The organism is Vogesella sp. EB (genome assembly GCF_001037925.1).
GTDB classification, from domain to species: Bacteria; Pseudomonadota; Gammaproteobacteria; order Burkholderiales; family Chromobacteriaceae; genus Vogesella; species Vogesella indigofera.
Window position 1 is genome coordinate 45900 of the sequence record NZ_LFDT01000002.1, and the last position, 24756, is coordinate 70655.

Annotated in this window: 25 protein-coding genes; 21 read left to right on the plus strand and 4 right to left on the minus strand. The window is 66.4% G+C overall.

The genetic code is table 11. From position 1 onward, the window contains the following. Positions 1–8: 8 nt before the first annotated feature. A complete protein-coding gene (locus ACG97_RS01675) occupies positions 9–527 on the minus strand; it encodes a hypothetical protein (RefSeq protein ID WP_156167856.1) in 519 nt (172 codons plus the stop codon). A gap of 15 nt (positions 528–542) precedes the next feature. Next, the gene (locus tag ACG97_RS01680; protein WP_047965593.1) at positions 543–869 is read right to left on the minus strand and encodes a cytochrome c; all 327 of its coding nucleotides are present in this window, start codon (positions 867–869) and stop codon (positions 543–545) included. A gap of 717 nt (positions 870–1586) precedes the next feature. Here ACG97_RS01680 and ACG97_RS01685 point away from each other — a divergent pair. From ACG97_RS01685 to ACG97_RS01775, 19 genes are all read left to right on the plus strand, one after another. Further along, positions 1587–3482 carry a bifunctional sugar phosphate isomerase/epimerase/4-hydroxyphenylpyruvate dioxygenase family protein gene (locus ACG97_RS01685; protein WP_047965594.1) on the plus strand — a complete coding sequence of 632 codons (1896 nt, stop codon included), beginning with the start codon at positions 1587–1589 and terminating at the stop codon, positions 3480–3482. A 333-nt stretch (positions 3483–3815) separates the two neighbouring features. After that, positions 3816–4256, plus strand: a complete 441-nt coding sequence (gene aroQ, locus ACG97_RS01690) for a type II 3-dehydroquinate dehydratase (protein ID WP_047965595.1) — start codon at positions 3816–3818, stop codon at positions 4254–4256. Between the two features lie 78 nt (positions 4257–4334). Then, the gene (locus tag ACG97_RS01695; protein WP_047965783.1) at positions 4335–4838 is read left to right on the plus strand and encodes a TRAP transporter small permease; all 504 of its coding nucleotides are present in this window, start codon (positions 4335–4337) and stop codon (positions 4836–4838) included. A 21-nt stretch (positions 4839–4859) separates the two neighbouring features. Next, positions 4860–6140, plus strand: coding sequence for a TRAP transporter large permease subunit (locus ACG97_RS01700; protein ID WP_047965596.1), 1281 nt, complete (start codon positions 4860–4862; stop codon positions 6138–6140). Between the two features lie 62 nt (positions 6141–6202). Continuing rightward, positions 6203–7210, plus strand: a complete 1008-nt coding sequence (locus tag ACG97_RS01705; RefSeq protein WP_047965597.1) for a TRAP transporter substrate-binding protein — start codon at positions 6203–6205, stop codon at positions 7208–7210. Positions 7211–7279: 69 nt separating this feature from the next. Then, entirely contained in the window at positions 7280–8176 is an 897-nt protein-coding gene (locus tag ACG97_RS01710; protein ID WP_047965598.1) for a shikimate dehydrogenase, read from the plus strand. Positions 8177–8342: 166 nt separating this feature from the next. Then, positions 8343–9257 carry a LysR substrate-binding domain-containing protein gene (locus ACG97_RS01715; protein ID WP_047965599.1) on the plus strand — a complete coding sequence of 305 codons (915 nt, stop codon included), beginning with the start codon at positions 8343–8345 and terminating at the stop codon, positions 9255–9257. Positions 9258–9390: 133 nt separating this feature from the next. Further along, a complete protein-coding gene (locus ACG97_RS01720; protein ID WP_047965600.1) occupies positions 9391–10491 on the plus strand; it encodes a 4-oxalomesaconate tautomerase in 1101 nt (366 codons plus the stop codon). Between the two features lie 242 nt (positions 10492–10733). Beyond that, positions 10734–12089: an MFS transporter gene (locus ACG97_RS01725; RefSeq protein WP_047965601.1), complete on the plus strand. Its 1356-nt coding sequence runs from the start codon at positions 10734–10736 to the stop codon at positions 12087–12089. A gap of 72 nt (positions 12090–12161) precedes the next feature. After that, positions 12162–13187 (plus strand): amidohydrolase family protein, encoded by a 1026-nt coding sequence (locus tag ACG97_RS01730; protein ID WP_047965602.1) that lies wholly within the window; start codon positions 12162–12164, stop codon positions 13185–13187. 10 nt (positions 13188–13197) lie between these two features. Further along, on the plus strand, positions 13198–13893 hold the full coding sequence (gene ligK, locus ACG97_RS01735) for a 4-carboxy-4-hydroxy-2-oxoadipate aldolase/oxaloacetate decarboxylase (RefSeq protein WP_047965603.1): 696 nt from the start codon (positions 13198–13200) through the stop codon (positions 13891–13893). Positions 13894–13898: 5 nt separating this feature from the next. Then, on the plus strand, positions 13899–14831 hold the full coding sequence (locus ACG97_RS01740; protein WP_047965604.1) for an NAD(P)-dependent oxidoreductase: 933 nt from the start codon (positions 13899–13901) through the stop codon (positions 14829–14831). A gap of 3 nt (positions 14832–14834) precedes the next feature. Then, positions 14835–15758, plus strand: a complete 924-nt coding sequence (locus ACG97_RS01745) for an amidohydrolase family protein (protein WP_047965605.1) — start codon at positions 14835–14837, stop codon at positions 15756–15758. Between the two features lie 3 nt (positions 15759–15761). After that, complete coding sequence (gene ligA, locus ACG97_RS01750) at positions 15762–16199, plus strand: protocatechuate 4,5-dioxygenase subunit alpha (RefSeq protein ID WP_047965606.1); 438 nt, start codon at positions 15762–15764, stop codon at positions 16197–16199. A gap of 1 nt (position 16200) precedes the next feature. Next, complete coding sequence (locus ACG97_RS01755; protein WP_047965607.1) at positions 16201–17058, plus strand: class III extradiol dioxygenase subunit beta; 858 nt, start codon at positions 16201–16203, stop codon at positions 17056–17058. After that, complete coding sequence (locus tag ACG97_RS01760; RefSeq protein WP_047965608.1) at positions 17055–18017, plus strand: Gfo/Idh/MocA family oxidoreductase; 963 nt, start codon at positions 17055–17057, stop codon at positions 18015–18017. The genes ACG97_RS01755 and ACG97_RS01760 overlap by 4 nt, the downstream gene beginning before the upstream one ends. Before the next feature lie 11 nt (positions 18018–18028). Further along, a complete protein-coding gene (locus tag ACG97_RS01765; protein ID WP_047965609.1) occupies positions 18029–19030 on the plus strand; it encodes an aldo/keto reductase in 1002 nt (333 codons plus the stop codon). A 22-nt stretch (positions 19031–19052) separates the two neighbouring features. Then, positions 19053–20000 (plus strand): AEC family transporter, encoded by a 948-nt coding sequence (locus tag ACG97_RS01770; protein WP_047965610.1) that lies wholly within the window; start codon positions 19053–19055, stop codon positions 19998–20000. Positions 20001–20141: 141 nt separating this feature from the next. Continuing rightward, positions 20142–21479 carry an MFS transporter gene (locus ACG97_RS01775; RefSeq protein ID WP_047965611.1) on the plus strand — a complete coding sequence of 446 codons (1338 nt, stop codon included), beginning with the start codon at positions 20142–20144 and terminating at the stop codon, positions 21477–21479. A 93-nt stretch (positions 21480–21572) separates the two neighbouring features. Here ACG97_RS01775 and ACG97_RS01780 read toward each other — a convergent pair whose 3' ends face one another. After that, positions 21573–22481 carry a LysR family transcriptional regulator gene (locus tag ACG97_RS01780; protein WP_047965612.1) on the minus strand — a complete coding sequence of 303 codons (909 nt, stop codon included), beginning with the start codon at positions 22479–22481 and terminating at the stop codon, positions 21573–21575. 100 nt (positions 22482–22581) lie between these two features. Between ACG97_RS01780 and ACG97_RS01785 the strand changes: the two genes are divergently transcribed. Together ACG97_RS01785 and ACG97_RS01790 are read left to right on the plus strand one after the other, a co-directional pair. Further along, positions 22582–22935 carry a protocatechuate 4,5-dioxygenase subunit alpha gene (locus ACG97_RS01785; RefSeq protein WP_047965613.1) on the plus strand — a complete coding sequence of 118 codons (354 nt, stop codon included), beginning with the start codon at positions 22582–22584 and terminating at the stop codon, positions 22933–22935. 2 nt (positions 22936–22937) lie between these two features. Further along, complete coding sequence (locus ACG97_RS01790; RefSeq protein ID WP_047965614.1) at positions 22938–23777, plus strand: class III extradiol dioxygenase family protein; 840 nt, start codon at positions 22938–22940, stop codon at positions 23775–23777. 105 nt (positions 23778–23882) lie between these two features. On the opposite strand, the gene ACG97_RS01795 is transcribed toward ACG97_RS01790, so the two are convergent. Beyond that, a complete protein-coding gene (locus ACG97_RS01795) occupies positions 23883–24554 on the minus strand; it encodes a TetR family transcriptional regulator (RefSeq protein ID WP_047965784.1) in 672 nt (223 codons plus the stop codon). Between the last annotated feature and the right edge of the window lie 202 nt (positions 24555–24756).

Genomic DNA, 24756 nt, shown 5'->3' on the forward strand with positions numbered 1-24756 from the left:
AACTCCGTTCAGATCACGCAGCAGAAGGAAACGCAGGCGGTGCCCTGCGGGTTGGACGCCGGCAACACACGCTCCGGGCTGGCCACCAGGGCCTGCCCCAGCGCGGCCAGCGGGGCGGCGTCGCTGCCCAGCCGCTGCGGCTGTTGCGACAGCACGCGGCCGCCGGACGAGCGCACCAGGTCCAGCAACACGGTGGCGGTGGCGTCATCCACCAGCCCGACCAGCATCGCCGGCTGCGCATCCTGTGCCAGTGCGTGAATATGGTTCAGCAGGGTGCCGTCCAGCCCGTTCAGGCGCAGCGCCGGCTGCTGCTGCATGCCGTGCTGCTGCGCGGCGGCGGCGACGCCGGCCAGAAACTGGCTGTCCAGCGCGCTGCCGGACACCACCGCGGTCAGCGGCAGCGTGGCGTTGGCGGCCAGGGTTTTGCCGGCGGGCAGCACGGTGGCGGCCTGCGCCAGCGAGCCACCGCTGAAGGCGAGGCCGACGGCGGCCAGGCCCTTGAGCAAAGTGCGACGATCAGTAGTCATGCCTGCTCCTCCCGCTTACGGTTTTGGCTTGGAGTTGGCGAGGTATTTCGCCAGACTCTGCAAGGTGGCGTCGTCGATGTCCGACACCCGGAATGCCGGCATCGCGCGCAGGCCGCTGCGCGGGATGGTGGTGAAGATCACCTCCGGCAGGCCGCGGCCAAGCAGCACCGGGCCGATCCCGGCCTCGTGGCACTTGGCACAGATTTTTTCGTAGTACTGCTGGCCTCTGGAGATCTCGGCCGTGCCTTCGGCGCTGGCACTCATCGCCGGCACCGCCAGCAAGGCTGCCAGCAGCACGCCCGGCAGCGCCCGCGTGCTGATCCTGTTCCCGTTACTCACCATTTTTCTCCTTGTGTGTGTCCGCACTTCACCCGCTTGCCGTCGCCGCGCGGCGCACGCTGTCACCTTGATGACGGCGCGGCGCCGGGCATGGCCACGGCGGAACTGTTGTTGCCTGCTTGATGACGGGGTGAAACCGCTTGCCAACCAAAACCGGGCTTTCTCTTGACCTGATGCAATGTTGTTGCAAGATCAATCTGGTAGTGGTGCCAAAACTCTATAGTTGAAGCCGCAGCCTCTCAATATCGTTTTTTGGGTATTTATGGCACTTTTTTGGGAAATGTAGTTTTTGGATTACAAAAAGGTGAAACCAGCTAAGTGACTGACATAAAAAACGATTTTTCGCGATGGCATTGACTGTGCCGCCAGCGAACGCGGATCCGGCAGCCGCCCCAGCTGAACCGTCGCACCGAAAACCCGGCGCTGCCGCCACCGCCCGGCCACGGCTTGCGGCCGCGGTTTCCTGCCGCGCCCTAGCCTCTACTCCCTAGCCTCTACTCCCTAGCCTCTGCTCCCTACCCTCTACTCCCTGCCCCTTGCCGCGGCCTGCGGCCAACGTTGGCCGCAAGCGGCATGGTGTGGCTGCCGCACGCCGGCGCCGGCACTGTCGCCAATTTGTCGCAGCCGGCCACGCACCGCCGCACCCGGGCGCAAGATTTTTCCACTAATGTACCAATTGGTACATAATAAGGAGATACACACCCAATAACGGAGGATGGCATGAAGCATTCCATTGCAACCGTGTCCCTGAGCGGCACGCTGCCGGAGAAGCTGGAGGCGATTGCGGCAGCCGGTTTTGACGGCGTCGAGATCTTTGAAAACGACCTGCTCTACTTCGACGGCACACCGGCCACCGTGCGCCGCATGTGCGCCGATCTGGGACTGGAAATCATGCTGTTCCAGCCGTTCCGCGATTTCGAGGGCGGCCCGCGCGAGCGGCTGGCGCGCAACCTCGACCGCGCCGAACGCAAGTTCGACCTGATGCAGGAGCTGGGCACCGACCGCATCCTGGTGTGCAGCAGCGTGGCCCCGGACACCAGCCAGGACGACGCGCTGATTGCCGACGACCTGCGCCAGCTGGCCGAGCGCGCCGCGCGCCGCGACATCCTGGTCGGCTACGAGGCGCTGGCCTGGGGCCGCCACGTCTACTCCTACCAGCACGCCTGGCGCCTGGTGCAGCAGGCCGACCACCCCAACCTCGGCATCATCCTCGACAGCTTCCACACCCTGGCGATCAAGGACGACCTGTCGCTGCTGGCGCAGATCCCCGGCGACAAAATCGTGTTCGTGCAGCTGGCCGATGCGCCAATCCTGAACATGGACGTGATGGAGTGGAGCCGCCACTTCCGCAGCTTTCCCGGCCAGGGCGATTTCGAGCTGGGCGCCTTCCTCGCGCCGATCATCGCCGCCGGTTACCGCGGCCCGCTGTCGCTAGAGGTGTTCAACGACGGCTTCCGCGCCGCGCCGACACGGCTGACCGCCATCGACGGCCTGCGCTCGCTGCGCTATCTGGAAGAAGTCACCGCCCGCACCCTGCGCGACGAGGGCGCCAGCGCGGTGGCCGACAGCCTGTTCTCGCCACCGCCGGCCGCCGACTACCACGGCGTGGAGTTCCTGGAGTTCGCGGTCGACGACGACTCCGGCGCGCGGCTGGGCAAGCTGCTGCAACAGTTCGGCTTTTCCCGCGCCGGGCAGCACAAGTCCAAGGACGTCACCCTGTACCAGCAGGGCGACATCAACCTGATCCTCAATGCCGAGCCGGATTCCTTCGCCCATGCCTTCTACGTGTCGCACGGCCCGTCGCTGTGCGCCGCGGCGTTCCGCACCGACGACGCGCAGCAGGCGCTGACCCGCGCCAAGCTGTACGGCTGCAAGCCGTTCGAAAGCCGCGTCGGCCCCAACGAGCGCCACATCCCGGCGGTGCGCGCGCCGGACGGCAGCCTGCAGTACCTGGTTGCGGCCAACGTTGACGGTGCGTCCATCTACCAGTCGGACTTCGACGCCTGCCCCGCGACCACGCCCGGCCTCGGCCTGACCGCGCTGGACCACTTCGCCATCGGCCTGCCGGCGGAGACGATGGACAACTGGATCCTGCACTTCCGCGCCATCTTCGGCTTTGCCACCGAGCACGAGTGGACGCTGCCGGACCCGTACGGTCTGATGAAGAGCCGCGTGGTGCGCAGCGCCAACAACAGCATCCGCATTCCGCTCAACATCTCGGAAAACCGCAACACCGCCATCGCGCGCTCGGTGTCGACCTACAAGGGCTCCGGCCTGCAGCACATCGCCTTCGCCAGCGACGACATCTTCGCCGCGGTGGTGCAGGCACGTGCCAACGGCGTGCCGCTGCTGGACATCCCCGACAACTACTACGACGACCTGCTGGCGCGTTTCAGCCTCGACGACGACTTTGTCGCGCGCCTGCAGCAGCACAACGTGCTGTACGACCGCGACGCCGGCGGCGGCGAATTCCTGCACGTGTATTCCGCGCCGTTCGACGAGCGTTTCTTCTTCGAGATCGTGCAGCGCCTCGGCCGTTACGACCAGTACGGTGCGGCCAACGCACCGGTGCGGCTGGCGGCACAAGCACAACGCCGCAACCGCCAGGGCGGCTAGTTTCCGCAACTGAAACACTCTCCTTTGGGCGCCGGTCGGCGCCCGTTTTTTTGTCTGGCGCCGGCGGCGGCGGTGCGGTTTGCGGTGGCGGCGCCCGTTTGCCGCAATGCAGCAAACGCGGGCCTGCCGGCACTGTTGCGGATCACCACAATCCGTCATCGCATGACCTTGATTTGCCTCAATCAGACATTGACAAAGCGACACTGATACGCCATTCTTTCATTATGTACCAACAGGTACATTTCTAAAAAAGACACAGAGAGATTGAGGAGCGCGACATGTTCTTCCCACCATCGCCAGCAGTGGCCGCCACCCAGCAGGGAGCGCGCTGACATGGCCACCGATATCCTGGTACTCAACGGCCCGAACCTGAACCTGCTGGGCAAACGCCAGCCGGAAATCTACGGCCACGAAACCCTCGCCGACGTCGAGCGCAGCTGCCGCAGCGTGGCGCGCGAGTACGGCCTCACCATCGACTTCCGCCAGAGCAACGACGAGGCGCAGCTGATCGACTGGATCCACCAGGCGCGCGAGCAGCACGCCAGCATCGTGATCAATCCGGCCGGCTACAGCCACACCTCCATCGCACTGATGGATGCACTGTCCGCCTTCCCCGGCAGCATCATCGAAGTGCACATCAGCAACATCCATCGCCGCGAGAGTTTCCGGCATCTGTCCTACGTTTCAAAAGTGGCGACCGGCGTGATCTGCGGTCTGGGTACGGCGGGCTACAACCTCGCGGTGCACCACCTTGCCTGCCACCTGAAGAAATAAACGACAAGCCGTTTTCTTGACTGGCAGACGCGCCTGTCGCGCCCCGGCGCTGCAGCGGCGCACTGCATGGAGGTTGTGATGGAAAAAGTAATCGACGTATCGATGCAGATACTGAAGGGCATGATGGCCCTGCTGCTGGCCGGCATGGTGCTGCTGGTGTTCACCAACGTGGTGCTGCGCTACAGCTTCAACAGCGGCATCAGCCTTTCCGAAGAGCTGTCGCGCTGGTTCATGGTGTGGATGACCTTCCTCGCCGCCATCGTCGGCGTGCGCGAAAAGGGCCACCTCAATGTCGACAGCCTGGTCCGGCGCCTGCCGGTATTGGCGCAAAAGGTCTGCCACGTGCTGATGGAAGGCATCGTGCTGTACCTGCTGTGGCTGTTCGGCAGCGGCAGCTGGCAGCAGGTGGTAATCAACCTTGACGTCCCGGCGCCGATGACCGGCCTGCCGATGGCGACGGTGTATCTGGCCGGCCTGGTGTTCAGCGTGCTGTCCGCCATCGTCGTCGTATTCGATCTGTACAAGGTATTCAGTGGTGCACCAGTGTCCGACGTGCACACCACGCTGAATATCGCTGACTAAGCCCCGGCCGGAGACTGCATCATGGTTCTGACTATCTTTCTTGGCACCCTGCTCGGTGCCATGGCAATGGGCATGTCGATTGCCTTTGCCCTGCTCTTGTCCGGTGTGGCGCTGATGTACCACATGGACATGTTCGATGCGCAGATCGTCGCGCAAAACCTGATCAACGGCGCCGACAGCTTCGCGCTGCTGGCAGTACCGTTCTTCCTGCTCGCCGGCGAGGTGATGAATGTCGGCGGCCTGTCGCGCCGCATCGTCAACGTGGCGATGGCGCTGGTCGGCCACGTCAAGGGCGGCCTCGGCTACGTCGCCATTCTCGCCTCCTGCATCCTCGCCAGCCTGTCCGGCTCGGCGGTGGCCGATGCCGCGGCGCTGGCGGTGCTGCTGGTGCCGATGATGGTACGCGCCGGCCACGACCAGGCCCGCTCCAGCGCGCTGATCGCCGCCGGCGGCATCATCGCGCCGATCATCCCGCCCAGCATCGGTTTCATCCTGCTGGGGGTGGCCGGCAACCTGTCGATCTCCAAGCTGTTCCTGGCCGGCATCGTGCCCGGCATCCTGATCGCCGCCTCGCTGTGCGTGGCGTGGTGGTGGGTGTCTCGCTCGGAAGACATCCAGCCGGCGCCGCGCAAGTCGGCAGGTGAAATCATGGCCGCGGTGCGTGACGGGTTCTGGGCGCTGCTGCTGCCCGGCATCATCATCGGCGGCCTCAAGTTCGGCATCTTCACCCCGACCGAAGCGGCGGTGGTGGCCGCGGTGTACTCGCTGTTCGTGGCGATGGTGATCTACCGCGAGCTGAAGCCGTCGCAACTGTTCCATGTCTTTACCGTGTCGGCCCAGACCACCGGCATCGTGATGTTCCTGGTCGCCGCCTCGCTGGTGTCGGCGTGGATGATCACCATCGCCGACCTGCCGTCGCAGCTGATCGAGCTGCTGGCCCCGCTGATGGACGACCCGACACTGCTGATGCTGGTGATCATGCTGATCATCGTGCTGGTCGGCACCGCGATGGACATGGCGCCGACCATCCTGATCCTGGCGCCGGTGCTGGTGCCAGTGGTGACCCAGGCCGGCATCGACCCGATCTACTTCGGCGTGCTGTTCATCATCAACACCTCGATCGGCCTGATCACGCCACCGGTGGGCACCGTGCTCAACGTGGTGTGCGGCGCCACCCGCACCAAGATGGGCGCGCTGATCTCGGCGATCACCCCGTTCCTGCTGGCCGAGCTGGCGGTGCTGTTCCTGCTGGTGCTGTTCCCGAGCATCGTCACCGTGCCGGCCGCCTGGTTTGCCCGTTAAGTTTTCGTAGCACCTCCGGGGAGGAGACCCCGGAGTCCAATTCCAACATGGAGAGAGACATCATGAAGTTGAACAACATCGCCGTGCTCGGCAGTGCCGCCATCCTCGCCCTCAGCCTCGCCGGCCAGGCCAGCGCCGCCGACATCAAGGAACGCACGCTGCGCTTCTCCTTCCTCAATGCAAAGGAGCACCCGCAGGGCATGGGCGCCGCCAAGTTCGCCGAGCTGGTGAACAAGGCCTCCGGCGGCAAGATCACCGTCAAGCTGTTTCCGTCCGGCGTACTCGGTGGCGACGTGCAGACCGTGTCCTCGATCCAGGGCGGCACCCTCGACTTCACCGTGCTCAACGCCGGCCTGCTGTCCAGCCACGCCAAGGAATTCGTCTTGTTCGACCTGCCCTTCCTGTTCAACAGCGGCAAGGAAGCCGATGCCATCGTCGACGGCCCGATCGGCAGCAAGCTGCTGGCCAAGCTGCAGGGCAAGGGCATGGTCGGTCTCGGCTACTGGGAGCTGGGCTTCCGCCACCTGACCAACAACGTGCGCCCGGTGGTGAAGATGGAAGACATCGCCGGCCTCAAGGTGCGCGTGGTGCAGTCGCCGCTGTACATCGAGATGTTCTCGGCGCTGGGCGCCAACCCGGTACCGATGCCGTTCACCGAGCTGTACACCGCGCTGGAAACCAAGGCGGTCGACGGCCAGGAAAACCCGGAAGCCACCATTCTCGGCACCAAGCTCAACGAAGTGCAGAAGTACATGACCCTCACCGGCCACGTCTACAACCCGCAGGTGCTGCTGACCAGCCAGAAGCTGTGGGACCAGCTGTCCGCCGACGAGAAGAAGCTGCTGCAGAAGGCCGCGCGCGACGCCACGCTGTACCAGCGCAAGGTCAACCGTGACGGTGCCGCCCAGGCGCTGGCCAAGCTGAAGGCGACGATGAAGGTGAACGAGCTGTCCGCCGCCGAAAAAGGCCGCATCCGCATCAAGCTGCAGGGCGTGACCAAGAAGTTCAGCGAAAACGTCGGCCCGCAGCTGATGGGCGAGCTGAACAGCGAACTGGCCAAACTGCGCTAAGCCGCCATTTACCCCCCACCCCGGCGCCGCCCCGCAGGCGGCGCTGGGAGCCAACCACCGAGGCATGACATGATCTCTGAAGTTTCATCATTCGCAACCGAGCACGGCGTGCCGGACAAGGTGCTGATCGGCCTGATCGGTGCGGATATCCAGCGTTCAAAGTCGCCCTATCTGCACGAGCAGGAAGCGGCCGAACTGGGCTTCAAGCTGCACTACCAGCTGATCGACCTCAGCCGCATCGGCAAGGGTATCGAGGCGCTGCCGGAGCTGCTCGCTGCCGCCGAAGCCTGCGGTTTTGCCGGCGTCAACATCACCCACCCCTGCAAGCAGGCGGTGATCCCCTACCTCGACCAGCTGTCGGAAGACGCGCGCCAGATCGGCGCCGTCAACACCGTGGTGTTCCGCGATGGCAAGCGCTACGGCCACAACACCGACTGGTCCGGCTTTGCCGAGCCGTTCCGCCGCCACTTCGCCGCGGACGACCTGCAGCGCGTGGTGCTGCTCGGCGGTGGTGGTGCCGGTTCCGCCGTCGCCCACGCACTGCTGGTGGCCGGCACCCGCGAGCTGGTGATCGTCGACCAGGACGCCCAGCGCGCCGCAACGTTGGCCGCACGCCTGCATGGCTTCTTCCCGGATCGGCAGGTGACGGGCAGCAGCGACGTGGGCCAGGCGATGCCGGGCGCCAGCGGCCTGGTGCACGCCACGCCGACCGGCATGGACGGCCATCCCGGCCTGCCGCTGCCGGAAGCGCTGTTGCACGGCGACCTGTGGGTGGCCGAAGTGGTGTACTTCCCGCTGGAAACCGAATTGCTGCAGCTGGCACGCCAGCGCGGCTGCCGCGTGCTCGACGGCGGCGGCATGGCGGTGTGGCAGGCGATCGGCGCCTTCCAGCTGTTCACCGGGCGGCAGCCGGATACCGCACGCATGGAGCGTCACTTCCGCAGCATGATCGCCGCCCAGGCCTGAACGTTATTCCCTTTTCTCGTTGCGTTGCTTGTCTGGCCCGTTCGGTGTTGTCACCGGCCGGGCCATTTTTTTGTCTGTCGGCACCGCGGTTATGCCGGAAAGGCATTCCTGCGCTACCCGCCATCGCGTATGCTGTCCTGTCCTCCCTTCCGTTTGCCGCGCCGCCATGGACCTGAAACAGATCGAGTATTTCGTCCGCGTTGCCGAGCTGGGCAGCTTTACCCGTGCCTCCATCGTGCTCGACATCGCGCAGCCGGCGCTCAGCCGCCAGATTCGCCAGCTGGAGGTGGAATTGCGCCAGACGCTGCTCTTGCGCAACGGCCGTGGCGTGACGCTGACCGAGGCCGGCAAGCTGCTGCTGGAACACGGCCGCGGCGTGCTGCACCAGGTGGAACGCGCCAAGGAAGAGCTGGGCCGCGTACGCGGTGCGCTGGCCGGCAAGGTGGCGCTGGGGCTGCCGCCCAGCCTGTCGCGGGTACTGTCGGTGCCGCTGTCGCGCGCCTTCCGCACCCGGCTGCCGCAGGCGTCGCTGGCGATCCGCGAGGGTCTGTCCGCCAACATGCTGGAGGCGCTGCGCAACGGCCGCCTCGACATCGCGCTGCTGTACAACCCGGTGCCGTCTTCCGACATCGACATCACGCCGCTGTGCGACGAGATGCTGTACCTGGTAGAGCTGGCCGATGGCGACGCCGCGCCGGGCGCGGTGTCGCTGGCGGAGCTGGCCGCCAAGCCGCTGGTGATCCCGTCGCAGCCGCACGCCATCCGCATGCTGGTGGAGTCGCAGCTGGGCGCGCAGGGCTTGCGGCCAACCATTGCGCTGGAGATCGACAGCGTGCCGGCGATCCTGGAGCTGGTCGCCGACGGCGCCGGCTGCGCGGTGCTGTCGCGACTGGCGGTATCGACCAGCGACAAGGCGGCGCGGCTGCGGCTGCGCCCGATCGGCGAGCCGGGCCTGGTCAGCCGGCTGGCGCTGGCGGTCAGCTCGCACCGCCCCAGCACGCTGACGCAACAGGCGATGCAGGAACTGGTGCGCGAGATGGTGCCGCCCATCGTGACGGGCAAGGCCTTGCCGGCGGCGTAAGGTGCCGGATGCAGGGCGGGCACCCGCCGCCGCGACCGGCGGCTTTTCTCGCATCCAATCCATATCAAACTGCTATATCTACTAGTTAGCTATCCATATTTTGCAGCATCGCCGGCCGGCAGATACTGGCCGCATGCAGACCTCTATCCCTACCCTGTTCATGCGCGGCGGTACTTCGCGCGGCCCGTTCTTCAACGCAGCGGATTTGCCCGCCGACATTGAACTGCGCAACCGCGTGCTGCTCGCCGTGATGGGCTCGCCGGACCGCCGCCAGATCGACGGCCTCGGTGGCGCCAATCCGCTGACCAGCAAGGTCGGCATCGTTGCCCTGGGCACGACGCCCGGCATCGACCTCACCTTCCTGTTCGCGCAGATCACGCCGGACAAGGACAGCGTCGACACCACCCCCAACTGCGGCAACATGCTGGCCGCGGTGGTGCCGTTCGCGCTGGAGACCGGCATGCTCAAGGCGCAGGGCGACACCAGCACCTTCCGCGTGCTGACCCTGAATACCGACATGGCCTGCGACATCACCGTCGAGACCCCGAACGGCCAGGTGCGCTACGACGGCGACGCCCGCATCGACGGCGTGCCCGGCACCGCCTCGCCGATCACCATCAACTTCCTCGATACCGCCGGCTCGGTGTGTGCCGGCCTGCTGCCCACCGGTCAGGTACGCGACACCGTCACCGTGGACGGCATCGGCGACATCGAGGTGACCTGCATCGACAACGGCATGCCGCTGGTGATGCTGCGCGCCGCCGACCTTGGCCGCAGCGGCTACGAGACGGTGGCCGAGCTGAATGCCGATACCGAACTCAAGACCAAACTGGAAGCGCTGCGCCTGATCTGCGGCCAACGTATGGGCCTGGGCGACGTCAGCAAGAAGACCTATCCCAAGATGACACTGATCGCGCCGCCACGCAGCGACGACGGCAGCCTCACCACCCGCAGCTTCATCCCGCACGTGTGCCACGACGCCATCGGCGTGCTGGCCGCGGTCACCGTCGGCACCGCCTGCGTGCTGGATGGCGCCATCACCGATGGCATCGCCCGCATCGGTGCCGGCAGCAGCAAGCGGGTGTCGGTGGAGCACCCGACCGGCGAATTCTCGGTGGAGCTGGAAACCGATCCGGCCAACCCGCAAAACGTGACCCGCGCCGCGCTGTTGCGCACCGCGCGCCTGATCATGAAAGGTGAAGTGATGATTCCGGCTGCCGTCTGGCAGCGTTAAGAGCCGCTAAGCACCTGAGCCAAGGCGCGCCGACGCAGACAGTACAAGTCGTACGGCAAGGAGGCGCAACGCAGGATCAGGGGTGTTGTTAGTGGCTCCAAGCAGCATCCGCCGGTCGATCGATCCTTATACAACAACAGGAGAGGACGATCCCGCCGCCACGCGGCAGCCGACAACCGTTTTACCCCGCCAAACCGCCATAGAGCGGTTTCGAGTCCAAACGCAACATAGAGATAACGACCATGACCAAACCATCTGTTGATGTGCAGGAGTTCATCAACCGCCATCCGTTTTCGCGGTTCCAGTGGATTACCTTCGCGCTCTGCTTCTGCATCGTGCTGCTGGACGGTTTTGACACCGCCGCCATCGGCTATATCGCCCCGTCGCTGATCCAGGAATGGGGCGTCAGCAAGCCGGCGCTGGCACCGGTACTCAGCGCCGCGCTGTTCGGCCTCGCCGCCGGCGCGCTGATGGCCGGCCCGCTGGCCGACCGCCTCGGCCGCAAGAAGGTGCTGACCGGCTCGGTGCTGGTACTGGGCCTGTTCACGCTGCTTTCCGGCTTTGCCGCCGACCTGCAGAGCCTGACCGTGATGCGCTTCATCACCGGTATCGGCCTCGGCGCGGCGATGCCCAACGCGGTGACGCTGATGAGCGAATACTGCCCCACCGCGCGCCGCTCGCTGCTGACCAATGCCATGTTCTGCGGCTTCCCGCTCGGCGCGGCGCTGGGCGGCTTCCTCGCCTCGTGGATGATTCCGCAGTGGGGCTGGCGCAGCGTGCTGGTGTTCGGCGGCGTGACGCCACTGCTGTTGCTGCTGGTGTTGCTGCTGCTGTTGCCGGAATCGGTGCGCTACATGGTGGCCAAGGGTTATGACCACGCCCGCATCCAGGCGGTCATGAGCCGCATCTCCGCTACTGCCGCCGATGCCGCCTCCTTCTTCCTGTCCGAAACCCGCGCCGTCGCGGCCGGCAAGAGCGGCCTCGCCGTGGTGCTGTCGCCGTCCTACCGTGTCGGCTCGGTGATGCTGTGGCTGGCCTACTTCATGGGTCTGGTGATCTTCTACGCGCTGGTCAACTGGATGCCCATCCTGTTCAAGGACGCCGGTATCGCGCCGAAACAGGCGATGCTGATTTCGGCGCTGTTCCCGCTGGGCGGCATCGGTGCCGTGTTCTGCGGCTACCTGATGGACCGCTTCAACGCCGACCGCATCATCGCCATCGGCTACCTGCTCACCGCGGCGTCGATCTACGCCATCGGCCAGGCAACCGGCAGCGTCGGCCTGCTGGTGGTGGTGGTGTTCGTTGCCGGCACCATCATGAATACCGCGCAATCGTCGATGCCGGCGCTGGCCGCCGGCTTCTACCCGACCCAGGGTCGTGCCACCGGCGTGGCGTGGATGCTGGGCATCGGCCGCTTCGGCGGCATCGCCGGCTCCTTCCTGGTGGCCGAACTGGCGCGCCGCCAGCTGGGCTTCGACCAGGTGTTCATGGTGCTGGCCATCCCGGGCCTGATCGCCGCCAGCGCGCTGTTCATCAAGCTGCGCGCCCATCCTGACAGCGGCAAGGTCTCGCTGCAGGCCGCCCCGCTAAGCCATTAATCACCGCCGCGGCTGCCGGGGCCCCCACCTGCCCCGGCCCGCGCCGCCCCCTGCTACCGAGAGGAAACCGACATGATCATCGACTGCCACGGCCACTACACCACCGCGCCCCAGGCACTGGAAGACTGGCGTAAGCGCCAGGTGGCCAACCTCGCCACCCCCGAGCTGGGCCCGAAAGTGTCCGAGCTGCAGATCAGCGACGACGAGCTGCGCGAGACCATCGAGAGCAACCAGCTGAAGCTGATGAAGCAGCGCGGCTCCGACCTGACCATCTTCAGCCCGCGCGCGAGCTTCATGGCGCACCACATCGGCGACTTCAACACCAGCGCCACCTGGGCGGCGATCTGCAACGAGCTGTGTTTCCGCGTCAGCGAGCTGTTCCCGGAGCACTTCATCGGCGCGGCGATGCTGCCGCAGTCGCCGGGTGTCGATCCGGCCAGCTGTATCCCGGAGCTGGAAAAGTGTGTGAAGGACTACGGTTTTGTCGGCCTCAACCTGAATCCGGACCCGTCCGGCGGCCACTGGACCAGCCCGCCGCTGTCCGACAAACAGTGGTACCCGATCTACGAAAAAATGGTCGAGTACGACATCCCGGCGATGATCCACGTGTCCACCAGCTGCAACTGCGCGTTCCACACCACCGGCGCCCACTACCTGAACGCGGACACCACCGCCTTCATGCAGTGCCTGACCTCGGACCTGTTCAAGGACTTCCCGACGCTGAAGTTCGTGATCCCGCACGGCGGCGGCGCGGTGCCCTACCACTGGGGCCGTTTCCGTGGCCTGGCGCAGGAAATGAAAAAGCCGCTGCTGAAAGACCATCTGCTGAACAACATCTTCTTTGACACCTGCGTCTACCACCAGCCGGGCATTGACCTGCTGACCCGCGTGATTCCGGTGGAAAACGTGCTGTTCGCCTCCGAGATGATCGGCGCCGTGCGCGGCATCGACCCGGAAACCGGCCACTACTACGACGACACCAAGCGCTACATCGAGGCGGCCAACATCAGCGCCGAAGAGCGCCACCTGATCTACGAAGGCAACGCCCGCCGCGTGTATCCGCGTCTGGACGCGGCGCTGAAGGCCAAGGACAAATAAGGAGCACATCATGAACCTGCCAATGAACCAGCTCGGCATCGTCAAGCGCCATATCGAGCGTGCCGATCCGGCCGCCGTCGCCAAACTGGCACAGTTCGGCGTCGCCACCATCCACGAAGCGATGGGCCGCGTCGGCCTGATGAAGCCGTACATGCGGCCGGTGTACAAGGGCGCCAAGATCTGCGGCACCGCCGTGACCGTGCTGCTGCAGCCGGGCGACAACTGGATGATGCACGTCGCCGCCGAGCAGCTGCAGCCGGGTGACGTCGCCGTCGCCGCCTGCACCACCGACAACGAGGACGGCTTCTTCGGCGACCTGCTGGCCACCAGCTTCCAGGCGCGTGGCGCCAAGGGGCTGATCATCGACGGCGGTGTGCGCGACGTGGAAGAACTGGAACAGATGGGCTTCCCGGTATTCAGCCGCGCCATCAACGCCAAGGGCACCATCAAGGCGACGCTGGGCTCGGTGAACATTCCGGTGATCTGCGCCGGCGCGCTGGTGAACCCGGGCGATGTGGTGATTGCCGACGTGGATGGAGTGGTGGTGGTACCGGCGGCGCTTGCGCAGCAGGTGGCCGACGCCGCCGAGAAGCGCGAGAGCTTCGAGGGCGAGAAACGCGCCAAGCTGGCCGCCGGCGTGCTGGGCCTCGACATGTACAAGATGCGCGAACCGCTGGCCCAGGCCGGCCTGCGCTACATCGACTGAACAGCATGAGCCAGCCCCGCTCCCCCCTGCACTGGCACATCGGCCTCGTCGGCTACGGCGAGGTTGGCCGCATCCTGGCGGAAGACCTGCGCCAGCTGGGCGTGCGCGTCAGCGCCTACGACCGCAAGCTGGACGAGCCGGTCAGCGCCGAACCGTTGCGCAGCCATGCGGCCAACCTTGGGGTGGCGCTGGCACCGTCGCCGCTGGCACTGGCCGCCGACGCCGACTGCCTGATCAGCGCGGTGACCGCCGACCAGACCGTGGCGGTGGCCGAAGCCTGCGCCCCGGCGCTGCGCCACGGCGCCTTCTTCCTCGACCTCAACTCCGCCTCGCCGGCGGCCAAGCAGGCAGCCGCGGCGCTGATCGACCGTGCCGGCGGCCGTTACGTGGAAGGCGCGGTGATGACCAGCGTGCCGCCGTATCGCAGCAAGGTGCCGCTGCTGCTGGGTGGCGAGTCGGCGGCGGCGCTGTGCCCGCTGCTGGGCGAGCTGGGCTTTGCCGCCCGCGTTGCCAGCGCGCAACTGGGCGTCGCCTCGGCCACCAAGATGTGCCGCAGCGTGATGATCAAGGGGCTGGAAGCGATGGTGATCGAAAGCCTCAGCACCGCCCGCCACTACGGCGTGGAAGACGCGGTCGTGGCCTCGCTGTACGAAACCTTTCCCGGCATCGACTGGGAACAACAGGCGGCGTATTTCTTCCAGCGCGTGATCGAGCACGGTCGCCGCCGCAGCGAGGAAGTGCGCGAAGTGGCCAACACCGTCGCCGACGCCGGCCTCACGCCGTGGTCGGCCAGCGGCACCGCCGCCCGTCAGGCGTGGATGGCCGATCTCGCGGATGCCGGCGTGTTCGGCAGCAAGCACGCCCCCGATTTTGCCCGCAGCCCGGACTGGCGCACCGAAGCCGATCGGCTGCTGGCCAGCCTCACACAGAAAGACTGAACCATGCACTTTGAAAAAACCCCCGGCTGGCTGGACTGGTACCAGGGTCCCAGCACCCCCAAATTCAAACTGCCGGCCGGCGCGGTGGATGCCCACTGCCACGTGTTCGGCCCCGGCGCGGAGTTCCCGTACGCACCGGAACGCAAGTACACCCCCTGCGACGCCAGCAAGGCGCAGCTGTTTGCCTTGCGCGACCAGCTGGGCTTTGCCCGCAACGTGATCGTGCAGGCCACCTGCCACGGCGCCGACAACCGCGCCATGGTCGATGCGCTGCTGCATTCGGACGGCAAGGCGCGTGGCGTGGCCACCGTGCGTCGCAGCGTGAGCGATGAAGAACTGCAGGCGATGCACGACGCCGGCGTGCGCGGCGTGCGCTTCAACTTCGTCAAGCGGCTGGTGGATTTCACCCCCAAGGACGAGCTGATGGAGATCGCCGGCCGCATTGCCCGCTTTGGCTGGCACGTGGTGATCTATTTTGAAGCGGTGGACCTGCCGGAGCTGTGGGACTTCTTCACCGGCCTGCCCACCACCGTGGTGGTCGACCACATGGGTCGCCCCGACGTGAGCAAGCCGCTGGACGGCCCGGAGTTCGAGCTGTTCCTGAAGTTCATGCGCGAGCACCCGAACGTGTGGAGCAAGGTCAGCTGCCCGGAACGGCTGTCGCTGACCGGCCCGCGCGCGCTGGACGGCGAGCAGGCTGCCTACCGCGACGTGGTGCCGTTTGCACGCCGGGTAGTCGAGGAATTCCCGGATCGGGTACTGTGGGGCACCGACTGGCCGCACCCGAACCTGAAGGACCACATGCCGGACGACGGCCTGCTGGTGGACTTCATCCCGCACATCGCGCCGACCGCCGAGCTGCAGCAAAAGCTGCTGGTGGCCAACCCGATGCGCCTGTACTGGCCGGAAGAAACACAGGAAGCGTAAATCATGGCACTGAACAAACCGTATCTGGACCTGCCCGGCACCACCATTTTCGATGCCGAGCAATCGCGCAAGGGCTACTGGCTGAACCAGTTCTGCATGTCGCTGATGACTGCCGACAACCGCGCCCGTTTCAAGGCCGACGAGCGCGGCTATCTCGACGAGTGGGCGATGAGCGAGGAGCAGAAGCAGGCGGTGCTGGACCGCGATCTGAATCGCTGTATCGCGCTGGGCGGCAACATCTATTTCCTGGCCAAGATCGGCGCCACCGACGGCAAGAGCTTCCAGCAGATGGCCGGCAGCATGACCGGCATGAGCGAGGAAGAATACCGCGACATGATGCTGGGCGGTGGTCGCTCGGCAGAAGGCAACCGCTATCTGGGCGAAGACGGCGACGCCCAGCCGCAGCACCAGCCGCAAGGCAAGAGCAAGGGGAGCAACTGATATGGCACGCATTACCGCGAGCGTTTACACATCGCACGTGCCGGCCATCGGCGCGGCACTGGATCTGGGCAAGTCGCAGGAGCCGTACTGGCAGCCGGTATTTGCCGGCTACGACTACGGCAAACAGTGGATCAAGGAGCAGAAGCCGGACGTGATCTTCCTGGTCTACAACGACCACGCCACTGCTTTCAGTCTGGATTTCATTCCGACCTTCGCCATCGGCACCGGTGCCGAATACCAGCCGGCCGACGAGGGCTGGGGGCCGCGTCCGGTGCCCAAGGTGATGGGCCACCCGCAGCTGGCCGCACACATCGCGCAGAGCGTGATCCAGGACGATTTCGACCTCACCATCGTCAACAAGATGGACGTCGACCACGGCCTGACCGTGCCGCTGTCGCTGATGTTCGGCCAGCCTGAGGCGTGGCCGTGCGCGGTGATTCCGTTCGCCGTCAACGTGGTGCAGTACCCGGTGCCGTCCGGCCGCCGCTGCTTCCAGCTGGGCCAGGCGATCCGCCGCGCGGTGGAGTCGTTCGACGGCGACCTCAACGTGCAGATCTGGGGCACCGGCGGCATGAGCCACCAGCTGCAGGGCCCGCGTGCCGGCCTGATCAACAAGGAATGGGACAACGCCTTCCTCGACCGCCTGATCGCCGACCCGGCGGATCTGGCGCAAATGCCGCACATCGACTACGTGCGCGAAGCCGGTTCCGAGGGCATCGAGCTGGTGATGTGGCTGATCGCGCGTGGCGCGATGGCCGACGTCGCCGGCGGCCCGGCGCCGGAGCTGAAACAACGCTTCTACCACGTGCCGGCATCCAATACCGCCGTGGGTCATCTGATTCTGGAGAACAAGCAATGAGCAAGACCATCAAGGTAGCGCTGGCTGGCGCCGGCGCCTTCGGCATCAAGCATCTGGACGCCATCAAGCTGATCGACGGCGTGGAAGTGGTATCGCTGGTTGGCCGCCGCTATGAGGCCACCAAGGAGGTCGCCGACAAGTACGGCATCGCCCACGTGGCCACCGATCTGGCCGACGCGCTGGCGCTGCCGGAAGTGGACGCGGTGATCCTGTGCACCCCGACCCAGGTGCACGCCGCGCAGGCGATGCAGTGCCTGCAGGCCGGCAAGCATGTGCAGGTGGAGATTCCGCTGGCCGACAGCCTGGCCGACGCCGAGGCGGTGGTCGCACTGCAGCAGCAGACCGGGCTGGTGGCGATGGTCGGCCATACCCGCCGCTTCAACCCCAGCCACCAGTACGTGCACCAGAAGGTGCAGGCCGGCGAGTTCAACATCCAGCAGATGGATGTGCAGACCTACTTCTTCCGCCGCACCAATATGAACGCGCTGGGCCAGGCGCGCAGCTGGACCGACCACCTGCTGTGGCACCACGCCGCGCACACCGTGGACCTGTTCGCCTACCAGGCCGGCAGCCCCATCGTGCAGGCCAATGCGCTGCAAGGCCCGATCCACCCGGAGCTGGGCATCGCCATGGACATGTCCATCCAGCTGAAGGCGGCCAACGGCGCCATCTGCACCCTGAGCCTGTCGTTCAACAACGACGGCCCGCTGGGCACCTTCTTCCGCTACATCGGCGATTCCGCCACCTACATCGCGCGCTACGACGACCTGTACAGCGGCAAGGAAGAGCAGATCGACGTATCGAAAGTGGCGGTATCGATGAACGGCATCGAGCTGCAGGACCGCGAATTCTTCGCCGCCATCCGCGAAGGCCGCGAGCCGAACTCGTCGGTGGCCAAGGTGCTGCCGTGCTACCAGGTGCTGGCCAAGCTGGAACAACAGCTGAACGCCGGTCTGTAAGGAGTCTGCCCATGCAACAGCGACAACTCGGCCCGTTCTCGGTCTCGGCCATTGGCCTGGGCTGCATGAACCTCAGCCACGCCTACGGCGTGCCGCCGGCGCCGGAACAGGCCGAGGCGCTGTTGCTGGCGGCGCTGGACGCCGGCATCACCCTGTTCGATACCGCCGCGCTGTACGGCTTTGGCGCCAACGAGGAACTGGTGGGCCGCGTGCTGGCGCCGCACCGCAACCGCATCACGCTGGCCAGCAAGTGCGGCATGACCGGGGTGGATGGTAAAAGGGTGATCGACGGCCGCCCGGACACGCTGAAGCGCACTTGCGAGGACTCGTTGCGCCGGCTGCGTACAGAGGTCATCGACCTCTATTACCTGCACCGCTGGGACAAGCAGGTGCCGATCGAGGACAGCGTCGGCGCGCTGGCCGAGCTGGTGCGCGAAGGCAAGATCCGCAGCATCGGCCTGTCGGAAGTGTCCACCGCCACCCTGCGCCGCGCGCACGCGGTGCACCCGATTGCCGCGCTGCAGACCGAGTATTCGCTGTGGACGCGCAACGCGGAGATCGCGGTGCTGGACGCCTGCAAGCAGCTGGGCGTGGCCTTTGTCGCCTTCAGCCCGCTGGGGCGCGGCTTCCTCGCCGACGGCCTGCCGGACATGGCCACGTTGGCCGCACTGGACGGCAAGGACATCCGCCGCGCGATGCCGCGCTTCGCCGCGGACAACTATGCGGCCAACCTTGACTTCCTCGCCGCCTACCGCGACATCGCCGCCGCCGCCGGCTGCACCCCGGCGCAGCTGGCGCTGGCGTGGCTGTTTACCCGCGGCGAGCACGTGATCCCGATTCCGGGCACCACCCGCCTGGCGCACCTGCGCGAGGACGTGGCCGCCAGCCGCGTGCAGCTGCGCGTGGAAACGCTGCAGCAGCTGGAGGCATTGCTGGCATGGCTGCCGATTGCCGGCGCGCGTTACAACGCGGCGACGCAGACCGAGATCGACACCGAAGAATTCCGCGCCTGAGGCGCAACACTGATTGCGACCCATGCTCGACATCCTGGCGGTGATCGCCCCCATTTTCATGCTGATCGGGCTGGGCTACCTCGCGGTGCGGCTGGCGCTGTTCCCGCAGGACAAGCTGGCGGCGCTGGGCCTGCTGGTGGTGCGCTTCGCGCTGCCGGCGCTGATCCTGCACTCGCTGTCCAGCCGCTCGCCGGCGGAATTGCTCAACACCCCTTATCTCGCCGCCTACGCCGCCGGCTCGCTGGCGATGCTGCTGCTGGGCACCGGCTGGGCAATGCTGGCCCGGCAGCAACCGTTGCCGCGCGCCGCGCTGTACGGGCTGGGCATGTCCTGCTCCAACAGCGCCTTTGTCGGCTACCCGATCGTGTACCAGCTGCTGGGGCCGGTGGCGACGCTGGCGCTGGCACTGACCATGGTGGTGGAAAACCTGCTGATGCTGCCGCTGGGCATCGCCTTGTCCGAGGCCGACGGCTCGCGCCAGGAGCGCTTCCTGCGCGCCTTCGGCCGCTCGCTGCTGGGGCTGCGCCGCAATCCGATCATCCTCGCCATCGTCGCCGGGGTGACGCTGGCGCTGCTGGACCTCAGCCTGCCGCCGCTGCTGGCCAAGCCGGTGGCGATGCTGGGCACCGCCTCGGCACCGGTGGCGCTGTTCGTGATCGGCGGCTCGCTGGTCGGCCTGCCGCTGCGCAGCATGCTGCGCGACGTCAGCATCCTCGCCAGCGGCAAGCTGCTGCTGCACCCGCTGCTGGTGGCGGGGGCGCTGCTGCTGTTCGGCCCGCTCGACCCGCGACTGGCGATGGCCGGGGTGCTGACCGCGGCGATGCCGATGCTGAGCATCTTCCCCATCCTCGGCCAGCGCCACGACATGCAGGGCTTCTGCGCCGCCACCCTGCTGCTGGCGACCACCAGCTCCTTTCTCACCATCAGCGCCGCAATCTGGCTGCTGCAGCATTACCCGTTTTTTCATTAGGCACCGGGCACAGACCCGGGCCACATGCCGCAAAGACGGCAGGCCGCGCGCCCCCGCAGGGGCTTGCGGCCAACATCAAGCGACGACGAGAAAAAGCCCGCACCCAGGGCACGACCACAACCTCGCAGGAGACAACTCAAGATGCACACCCCGCAACACGACACCCCCGTCATCACCCTCGCCAGCGCGCAGCCCACCCTGCGCCAGCGCTGGCACAGCGCAATGGCCGTTGGCCACACGCGCTGGTGGATGCTGGCACTGGTGTTCTTTGCCACCACCATCAACTACATCGACCGCGCCGCACTGGGCGTGCTGCAGCCGATTCTGGCCAAGGAGCTGAGCTGGACGGCGCAGGACTACGCCAATATCAATTTCTGGTTCCAGATAGGTTACGCCATCGGCTTTGCCGTGCAGGGCCGCTTCATCGACCGCGTCGGGGTGAAGCACGCCTTCGCGCTGGCGGTGCTGCTGTGGAGTCTGGCGGCCGCCGCGCACGGGCTGGCGGCGTCCGCCGTCGGCTTCATGATCTGCCGTTTCCTGCTCGGCCTGTCCGAGGCGGCCAACTACCCGGCCTGCGTCAAGACCACGCGGCTGTGGTTCCCGGCCGGCGAACGCGCGATGGCCACCGGCCTGTTCAACGCCGGCACCAACGTCGGCGCGCTGGTGACGCCGGTGCTGCTGCCGCTGATCATGATGGTGTGGGGCTGGCAGGCGGTGTTCTTCGTCATCGGCAGCTTCGGCCTGATCTGGCTGCTGTACTGGCTGCACCACTACCACGACCCGGCGCAACACCCGGGCGTGAGCCGCGCCGAGCTGAACTACATCAGCGCCGAGGCACAGGCGCCGGCCGGCAAGGTGCCGTACTCGCGCATCCTGCGCCTGCGCGGCACCTGGGCCTACGCGCTGGCCTTCACCATGACCGCGCCGGTGTTCTGGTTCTACCTGTACTGGCTGCCGCCCTTCCTCAACCAGCAGTACCAGCTGGGCATCAGCGTGACGCAGATGGGCATTCCGCTGATCGTGATCTACCTCACCGCCGACGTCGGCAGTGTCGGCGGCGGCGCGCTGTCGTCGTGGCTGATCGCGCGCGGCATGGCACCGATCCCGGCGCGGCTGACCGCCATGCTGATCTGTGCGCTGTGCATCCTGTCCATCATCGGCGCCGCCGGCGCCAGCAGCCTGTGGCTGGCGGTGGCCGCCATTTCGCTGGCCATCGGCGCGCATCAGGCGTGGACCGCCAACATCTGGAGCCTGGTGATGGACTTCACCCCGAAGGAAGTGGTCGGCAGCGTGTTCGGCTTTGGCAGCATGATCGGCGCCGTGGGCGGCATGTTCATGACCCAGATCGTCGGCTACGTGCTGACGGTGACCAACAACAACTACTCGGTGCTGTTCACGCTGATTCCGTGCTGCTATTTCGTGGCGCTGACCTGGCTGTACTTCATGGCACCACGGCAGGTGGAAACCCTGCCGGACTGATGCCGGCAACGTAGCCAGGCCCCGCGCGGTGCCTCCCGTCCCCGGGGAGCGCCGCGCCACCGTCACCCCCGCCGCCGGCGGGGGGGACGCTTTCTAGGCGGTCGCCAGCACCTCGGCCGCCACCAGCTCCAGCTCGCGGCGCAGCCAGCTGTGCGCCGGGTCGTGGCGGTATTTCAGGTGCCAGATCATGTACATCGGCATGCGGCCAACCTTGGCCGGCAGCGGGCAGCTGGCAAAGTCGCGCATCAGTCCGCGCCCGAGCAGGCCGGGCAGCGTCGCCAGCAGGCCACTGCCGCGCAGGAAGGCCGGGATGCCGGCGAACGACGGCACGGTGACGGCGAAGCGGCGCGCGATGCCGCGCGCCTCCAGCTGCAGGTCCACGTCCAGCATCCGCCGCGGCGCGTACAGCACGGTGACGTGCTCGGCGGCGAGGTAGTCGTCCAGCCGTGCCGGCGCCGCGCGCTGCGCCGGATCGTAGAACACGCGGTAGTCGTCCTCGAACAGCCGCTTCTGCAGGATGTCGCCGGCCTCCGGCGGCCGCGGCGAGATCGCCAGCTGGCAGTGCTCGTCGCGCAGCATCTCGCTGCTGGGCACGTCGGACGGGATCACCCGCAGCCGTACCCCCGGCGCCTGCTGCCGCAGCCGCTGCCACAGCGGCGGCAGCAGCAGGTCGCGCTGGAAGTCGTTGGCGGCGATGGTGAAGGTGGTGGCGAGCGTCGCCGGCGCAAACGCCTCGCCGGCGGCGAAGCGCCGCATCTCGTCCAGCAGCACCCGCGCCTGCAGCGCCAGCGCCTCGGCACGGGCGGTGGCCACGATGCCGCGCCCGCTCTTGACGAACAGCGGATCGCCGGTGATCTGGCGCAGCTTGTCCAGCAGATGCGACACCGCCGACTGCGTCACCCCCAGCCGCCGCGCCGCGCCGGTGACCGACTGTTCCTCGATCACCGCCAGCAGCAGCTGCAGCAAACGGCCGTCCAGCTGCAAATGATCGAAATCGCTCATACGTGCCATCAATACCCCTGTCTTTATTCCGGTTATTGCTTTGCCGATACTACCCGACACAGCAAACGCTGCAAGCAGGGAAACCAATAGGGAGAACAGGATGGAGACAACAAAACGCAAGCTCCGCGTCACCGGCACCGCGGTATTCGACGGTGATCTGGCGCAAAAGGGCTACGCCCTCAACAAGATGTGCTTTTCCTTCAACGACGCGGCCAACCGCCAGGCCTTCGCCGCCGACGAGGCCGGCTACTGCCAGCGCTACGGCCTGAACGCCGAGCAGTACGCGGCGGTGCGCGAGCGCAACGTGCTCGGCCTCTTGGCCGCCGGCGGCAATGTCTACTACCTCGCCAAGTTCGCCGGCATTCTCGGGCTGGACGTGCAGGACCTCGGCGCGCTGCAGACCGGGATGAGCAAGGAAGCGTTCAAACAGATGTTGCTGGAGGCAGGGAAATAATCATGGCAAAAATCGTAGGCGGCATTACCACTTCACACGTTCCGGCCATCGGCCGCGCCATCGCGCAGAACCTGCAGCAAGACCCGTACTGGAAGCCGTTCTTTGACGGTTTCCCGCCGGTGCAAAAGTGGCTGGACGAGGTGAAGCCCGACGTGGCGATCGTGATCTACAACGACCACGGCCTGAACTTCTTCCTCGACAAGCTGCCGACCTTCGCCGTCGGCGCCGCCGCGCAGTACCACAACGCCGACGAGGGCTGGGGCATCCCCACCCTGCCGCCGTTTGCCGGCGATGCCGAGCTGTCGTGGCAGCTGATCAATGGCCTGGTGGCGGACGAATTCGACATCACTACCTGCCAGGAAATGCTGGTCGATCACGCCTTCTCGCTGCCGATGAAGCTGCTGTGGCCAGAGCAGGACCGCTGCCCGGTGCGCACCATCCCGGTGTGCATCAACACCGTGCAGTACCCGCTGCCGTCGGCCACCCGCTGCTACAAGCTGGGCGAGGCGATCGCACGCGCGGTGGCGTCGTGGCCGGATGACCTGAAAGTGGTCATCATCGGCACCGGCGGCCTGTCGCACCAGCTGGACGGCGAGCGTGCCGGCTTCATCAACAAGGCCTTCGACCTGCAGTTCATGGACAGCCTCACCGCCGCGCCGAAGTGGGCGACGCAGTACAGCAACGAGGAGCTGGTGGAGCAGACCGGCACCCAGGGCGTGGAGCTGCTGATGTGGCTGACCACCCGCGGCGCGCTGCCGGGCGAGGTGGTGGAGCTGCACCGCAACTACCACATCCCGATCTCCAACACCGCCGCCGGGCTGATGCTGTTCGAATGCCGCTGAGCCCGAGCAGCAGCGCCGCGCTGACGTCGTAAAAAAAGCACCGTTCCCCTGCCGGGACGGTGCTTTTTGCTTAAGTGGCGTGGCCGTGGCCAGCCGACGCCCGGCTCAGGCCGGCGGCCGCAGATAGGCCAGTACCGCCTCCACCAGCATCTTGCGGTGCGACTCGCGCGACGCCTCGCTCACCATGTCGCGGCCGAAGATGGCCTGGAAGGTGTAGCGGTTGGAAACGCGGAAGAAGCACAGCGAGCTGATCAGCATGTGCAGGTCGGTGGCGTCGACCTCGGGGCGGAACACGCCCGCCGCCTTGCCGCGCGCCAGCACGCCGTCGATCACCTCGATGATGCTGCGGTTCAGCGACTTGATCTTGGACGACTGCGCGATGAACTTGCCGTGGTGGATGTTCTCGATGCTGACCAGGCGGATGAAGTCGGTGTGCGCGGCGTGGTAGTCGAAGGTGAACTCCGCCAGCCGGATGATGGCGTCCACCGGCGACAGCTCGGCCAGGTCCAGCCCGGTTTCGATGTCGCGGATCTCGCCGTAGCAGCGCTCCAGTGCCGCGATGTACAGCTCTTCCTTGCTGCGGAAGTAGTACACCACCATGCGCTTGATGGTGCCGGCGCGCTCGGCGATGGCGTCCAGCGTGGTGCCGCTGAAGCCGGTCAGCGCGAACTCGCTCACCGCGGCATCGAGTATGCTTTTCTTCATGCCCTCCGGGTTGTTCTTGCGCTTTTGCTTGACCACCGCGCCGCCTTCCGGCGCCTCGCCACTGTTTTTCATGATCGGCACATCTGTTCCCGGCTGAGTGAACGCCGCGCCGGCAAGGACGGCCGCCGCGGACAAGGCCTCCATGCTATCAAAAACCGCCGCCGCTGTATTTGCGCGCCGAGCGGCCGTTGCGGCCAACCCTGGCCGTGCGCGGAACTCTGCCGCCGTTGCCGGCCACCAAGCAGGATTGCCCGCGACCCCGCCCCCGCCCACA

What these genes read in the sequence shown, in the direction of transcription:
- ACG97_RS01740 (WP_047965604.1), top strand. Translation starts at nt 13,899, where the DNA reads ATGAGCCAGCCCCGCTCCCCCCTGCACTGGCACATCGGCCTCGTCGGC.
- ACG97_RS01780 (WP_047965612.1), bottom strand. Translation starts at nt 22,481, where the DNA reads ATGAGCGATTTCGATCATTTGCAGCTGGACGGCCGTTTGCTGCAGCTG.
- ACG97_RS01770 (WP_047965610.1), top strand. Translation starts at nt 19,053, where the DNA reads ATGCTCGACATCCTGGCGGTGATCGCCCCCATTTTCATGCTGATCGGG.
- ACG97_RS01765 (WP_047965609.1), top strand. Translation starts at nt 18,029, where the DNA reads ATGCAACAGCGACAACTCGGCCCGTTCTCGGTCTCGGCCATTGGCCTG.
- ACG97_RS01725 (WP_047965601.1), top strand. Translation starts at nt 10,734, where the DNA reads ATGACCAAACCATCTGTTGATGTGCAGGAGTTCATCAACCGCCATCCG.
- ACG97_RS01720 (WP_047965600.1), top strand. Translation starts at nt 9,391, where the DNA reads ATGCAGACCTCTATCCCTACCCTGTTCATGCGCGGCGGTACTTCGCGC.
- ACG97_RS01680 (WP_047965593.1), bottom strand. Translation starts at nt 869, where the DNA reads ATGGTGAGTAACGGGAACAGGATCAGCACGCGGGCGCTGCCGGGCGTG.
- ligK (WP_047965603.1), top strand. Translation starts at nt 13,198, where the DNA reads ATGAACCTGCCAATGAACCAGCTCGGCATCGTCAAGCGCCATATCGAG.
- ACG97_RS01730 (WP_047965602.1), top strand. Translation starts at nt 12,162, where the DNA reads ATGATCATCGACTGCCACGGCCACTACACCACCGCGCCCCAGGCACTG.
- ACG97_RS01675 (WP_156167856.1), bottom strand. Translation starts at nt 527, where the DNA reads ATGACTACTGATCGTCGCACTTTGCTCAAGGGCCTGGCCGCCGTCGGC.
- ACG97_RS01695 (WP_047965783.1), top strand. Translation starts at nt 4,335, where the DNA reads ATGGAAAAAGTAATCGACGTATCGATGCAGATACTGAAGGGCATGATG.
- ACG97_RS01745 (WP_047965605.1), top strand. Translation starts at nt 14,835, where the DNA reads ATGCACTTTGAAAAAACCCCCGGCTGGCTGGACTGGTACCAGGGTCCC.
- ACG97_RS01710 (WP_047965598.1), top strand. Translation starts at nt 7,280, where the DNA reads ATGATCTCTGAAGTTTCATCATTCGCAACCGAGCACGGCGTGCCGGAC.
- ACG97_RS01795 (WP_047965784.1), bottom strand. Translation starts at nt 24,554, where the DNA reads ATGAAAAACAGTGGCGAGGCGCCGGAAGGCGGCGCGGTGGTCAAGCAA.
- ACG97_RS01715 (WP_047965599.1), top strand. Translation starts at nt 8,343, where the DNA reads ATGGACCTGAAACAGATCGAGTATTTCGTCCGCGTTGCCGAGCTGGGC.
- ACG97_RS01705 (WP_047965597.1), top strand. Translation starts at nt 6,203, where the DNA reads ATGAAGTTGAACAACATCGCCGTGCTCGGCAGTGCCGCCATCCTCGCC.
- ACG97_RS01760 (WP_047965608.1), top strand. Translation starts at nt 17,055, where the DNA reads ATGAGCAAGACCATCAAGGTAGCGCTGGCTGGCGCCGGCGCCTTCGGC.
- ACG97_RS01685 (WP_047965594.1), top strand. Translation starts at nt 1,587, where the DNA reads ATGAAGCATTCCATTGCAACCGTGTCCCTGAGCGGCACGCTGCCGGAG.
- ACG97_RS01755 (WP_047965607.1), top strand. Translation starts at nt 16,201, where the DNA reads ATGGCACGCATTACCGCGAGCGTTTACACATCGCACGTGCCGGCCATC.
- ACG97_RS01700 (WP_047965596.1), top strand. Translation starts at nt 4,860, where the DNA reads ATGGTTCTGACTATCTTTCTTGGCACCCTGCTCGGTGCCATGGCAATG.
- ACG97_RS01790 (WP_047965614.1), top strand. Translation starts at nt 22,938, where the DNA reads ATGGCAAAAATCGTAGGCGGCATTACCACTTCACACGTTCCGGCCATC.
- aroQ (WP_047965595.1), top strand. Translation starts at nt 3,816, where the DNA reads ATGGCCACCGATATCCTGGTACTCAACGGCCCGAACCTGAACCTGCTG.
- ACG97_RS01785 (WP_047965613.1), top strand. Translation starts at nt 22,582, where the DNA reads ATGGAGACAACAAAACGCAAGCTCCGCGTCACCGGCACCGCGGTATTC.
- ACG97_RS01775 (WP_047965611.1), top strand. Translation starts at nt 20,142, where the DNA reads ATGCACACCCCGCAACACGACACCCCCGTCATCACCCTCGCCAGCGCG.
- ligA (WP_047965606.1), top strand. Translation starts at nt 15,762, where the DNA reads ATGGCACTGAACAAACCGTATCTGGACCTGCCCGGCACCACCATTTTC.